General features: G+C 43.7%; 3 protein-coding genes. All 3 read left to right on the top strand.

Annotated features, from left to right (window positions below):
- On the top strand, positions 1-1,237 hold a 1,237-nt coding region (locus tag ACUVJL_RS01980; RefSeq protein ID WP_445244311.1), incomplete at its 5' end, for an ABC transporter permease.
- Positions 1,234-1,683 carry an EVE domain-containing protein gene (locus ACUVJL_RS01985; protein ID WP_445244312.1) on the top strand — a complete coding sequence of 150 codons (450 nt, stop codon included), beginning with the start codon at positions 1,234-1,236 and terminating at the stop codon, positions 1,681-1,683. The genes ACUVJL_RS01980 and ACUVJL_RS01985, both read left to right, overlap by 4 nt.
- A gap of 146 nt (positions 1,684-1,829) precedes the next feature.
- Positions 1,830-2,417: an REP-associated tyrosine transposase gene (locus tag ACUVJL_RS01990; protein WP_445244313.1), complete on the top strand. Its 588-nt coding sequence runs from the start codon at positions 1,830-1,832 to the stop codon at positions 2,415-2,417.
- Positions 2,418-2,693: the final 276 nt, after the last annotated feature.

A 2,693-nucleotide genomic window follows, 5' to 3' on the forward strand; every position in this document is an offset into this window, starting at 1 on the left:
TTTCTTTTTAGACGAACCGACTTCAGGACTCGATCCGGGTTTGGATAAGAAGATGATGCAACTGCTGCGAAAGTTGGCAAATCAAGGCCGGACGGTGATTCTGGTGACTCACGCGACGGCAAATATCACGATGTGCGATCGGATTGTTTTTATGGGTCGCGGCGGACGTCTCTGTTACTTCGGTCCGCCTAGGGAAGCGCTGGATTTTTTCGATGTCAAAACGGGCGATTTTGCAGACATTTACAACGAATTGGAAACAGGAGACATCAACCTTCAAAGCTGGGCAGAAAAGTTTAATAAATCTCCATACAATCAGCGCTATATTGTCAACCACTTCAGCAGAGGCAAGGCTAATGCAAATACGCCTTCAGCACCTTCTGTGCCAAAAACTCAATCTTTTGTCAAACAACTCGTTTTGCTTGCCCAGCGATATTTTCAGCTTATTTCCCGCGACTTAGTTAACTTGACTTTAGCTCTTTTAACGGCTCCGATCGGCATTAGTTTGCTGCGGCTAGCCGTCAGAGATAAAGACCCATTAATTGGAGCGCCGGATGCAACTTTAGCACCTTTAGCACTCAGAGTTTTATTTGTATTTACCTGCGCGGCGATTTGGGTAGGACTGGCAACTTCTCTGCAAGAAATTGTCAAAGAATCTGCTATTTATCTGCGCGAACGTTTGGTCAATTTAGGATTGTTTGCTTATTTAGGTTCAAAAATATTTATACTTTCGGGTTTGGCAGTATTGCAAACACTGTTAATGGTAGGAGTTATTCTGATTGCTTTTAAATCCCCCGAACCGAGTTTTATTTCCTGGCAGATGGGGGCAAGTATTACCACATTCCTAACTTTGATGAGCTGCATAAGTCTTGGATTAGTCGTTTCCGCGATTGTTAAAAATAGCTCTCAAGCTAATAGCGCTTTGCCTCTATTATTGCTGCCTCAGATTATTTTTTCTGGAGTTTTGTTTAAGATGGAAGGTGCGGCGAGCAAGTTTTCTTGGCTGATGTTAAGCCGCTGGTCGGTGGGTGCTTACGGCTCTTTAGTTAATGTGAATGGGATGGTTCCCGTGCCTACTACATTACCGGATGGGAGTACGCTTCCTCAGCCGTTTGAGCCTACTCCTGTTTACGATCCAACCTGGGAGAATTTGGGTTTAAATTGGGGTATTTTGTGCGTGCATATTTTGGTTTATTTGATGTTGACTCTGTGGTTGCAGAAGCGGAAAGATATTCTATGAATTATTGGCTGATGAAGTCGGAACCGGATGTTTATAGTATTGCGGACTTGAAGGGCGATCGCACTTCTATTTGGGATGGCGTTCGCAACTATCAAGCGCGCAATTTTATGCGAGAAATGAGTCGGGGAGACTTAGTATTTTTTTACCATTCTAATACTAAATTTCCGGGTATTGCCGGGTTAATGCGCGTCGTGGAAACAGGAATTGCTGACCCGAGTCAGTTCGATATGAATAGCGAATATTATGATCCTAAGTCGCCGTTTGATGCTCCTCGCTGGCAAACTGTGAGAGTTGAGTTTGTTGAGGAATTTGCTAAGTTAATATCTTTGGATGAACTGAAACAAAACTTTAGTGCTGATGAGATTTTGCTGGTGAGGAAAGGCAATCGGTTATCGGTGATGCCGGTATCTGAAAGTGCGGCACAGAAGATTTTGAAGATGAGATGAGTTGTGACCATTTAACTTGCATATTTGGGGCGGGCAAGATGCCCACCCCACAATGCTTAAAGACTTTACAAAAATCATCGGTAAGGGTATTGAAATTTTGCTTTCTTTAGGCTATTTTATACTAAGGTGCGGTTGTACTTAGTCATATGATTAGCGAAATTTTGAGTCAGGCAAGCAATCAGGATTTGGGCGGGGAAGATGCCCACCCCACAGGTCAATATCAGCTTTTTGTGGGACAGGCTTCTAGTCTGCCGCTTAAACTCAGAGATGCTCAATTAAAAGTTACTTACAGAAATTTACCTCATTGGGAGTTAGAAGGAGCGGTCTATTTCATAACTTTTAATACTTGGGAAAAGCTGGAATTAACTCCGGCTGCGAGGCAAGTTGTCCTCAATGCTTGCAAGTTTTTTGATAGGCAAAGGTATCAAATATTTTGCTTAGTTGTAATGCCTGATCATGTGCATATGCTCATGCAGCCTTTAGAAAAGTCGGATAATAAATTCTGGTCGCTCAGCAGCATTCTACACAGTATGAAAAGCTACAGTTCTAAACAAATTCCCAAGGTGATGAAGCATATTGGTACTGTCTGGCAGGATGAGCGACATGACCACATTGTCAGAGATGAACGAGAATTTCAGGTTTTTTGGGAATATATTAGGCAAAATCCTGTCAAAGCTGGTCTTTCAGTGACTCCAGAGGAATATCCTTTTTTCTGGCAAATGTATGAAGTTTAGCCTCTGCTGAATTTCTTGTGGGGTGGGCCGAAGAGCCCGCCCAAGCTTCAGTCACAGGCAAGATGCCTGTGCCACAAGGATTTCACAGGCAAGATGCCTGTGCCACTAAGATTTCACAGGCAAGATGCCTGTGCCACACAGATTTCACAGGCAAGATGCCTGTGCCACACAGATTTCACAGGCAAGATGCCTGTGCCACACAGATTTCACAGGCAAGATGCCTGTGCCACAAAAATTCTTGTGGGGTGGGCTTCTAGCCCGCCCCAAATATTTCCA

The sequence above is a fragment of the Microcoleus sp. OTE_8_concoct_300 genome (assembly GCF_031383065.1).
Classification (GTDB): Bacteria; Cyanobacteriota; Cyanobacteriia; order Cyanobacteriales; family Microcoleaceae; genus Microcoleus.

What these genes read in the sequence shown, in the direction of transcription:
- ACUVJL_RS01985 (WP_445244312.1), top strand. Translation starts at nt 1,234, where the DNA reads ATGAATTATTGGCTGATGAAGTCGGAACCGGATGTTTATAGTATTGCG.
- ACUVJL_RS01990 (WP_445244313.1), top strand. Translation starts at nt 1,830, where the DNA reads ATGATTAGCGAAATTTTGAGTCAGGCAAGCAATCAGGATTTGGGCGGG.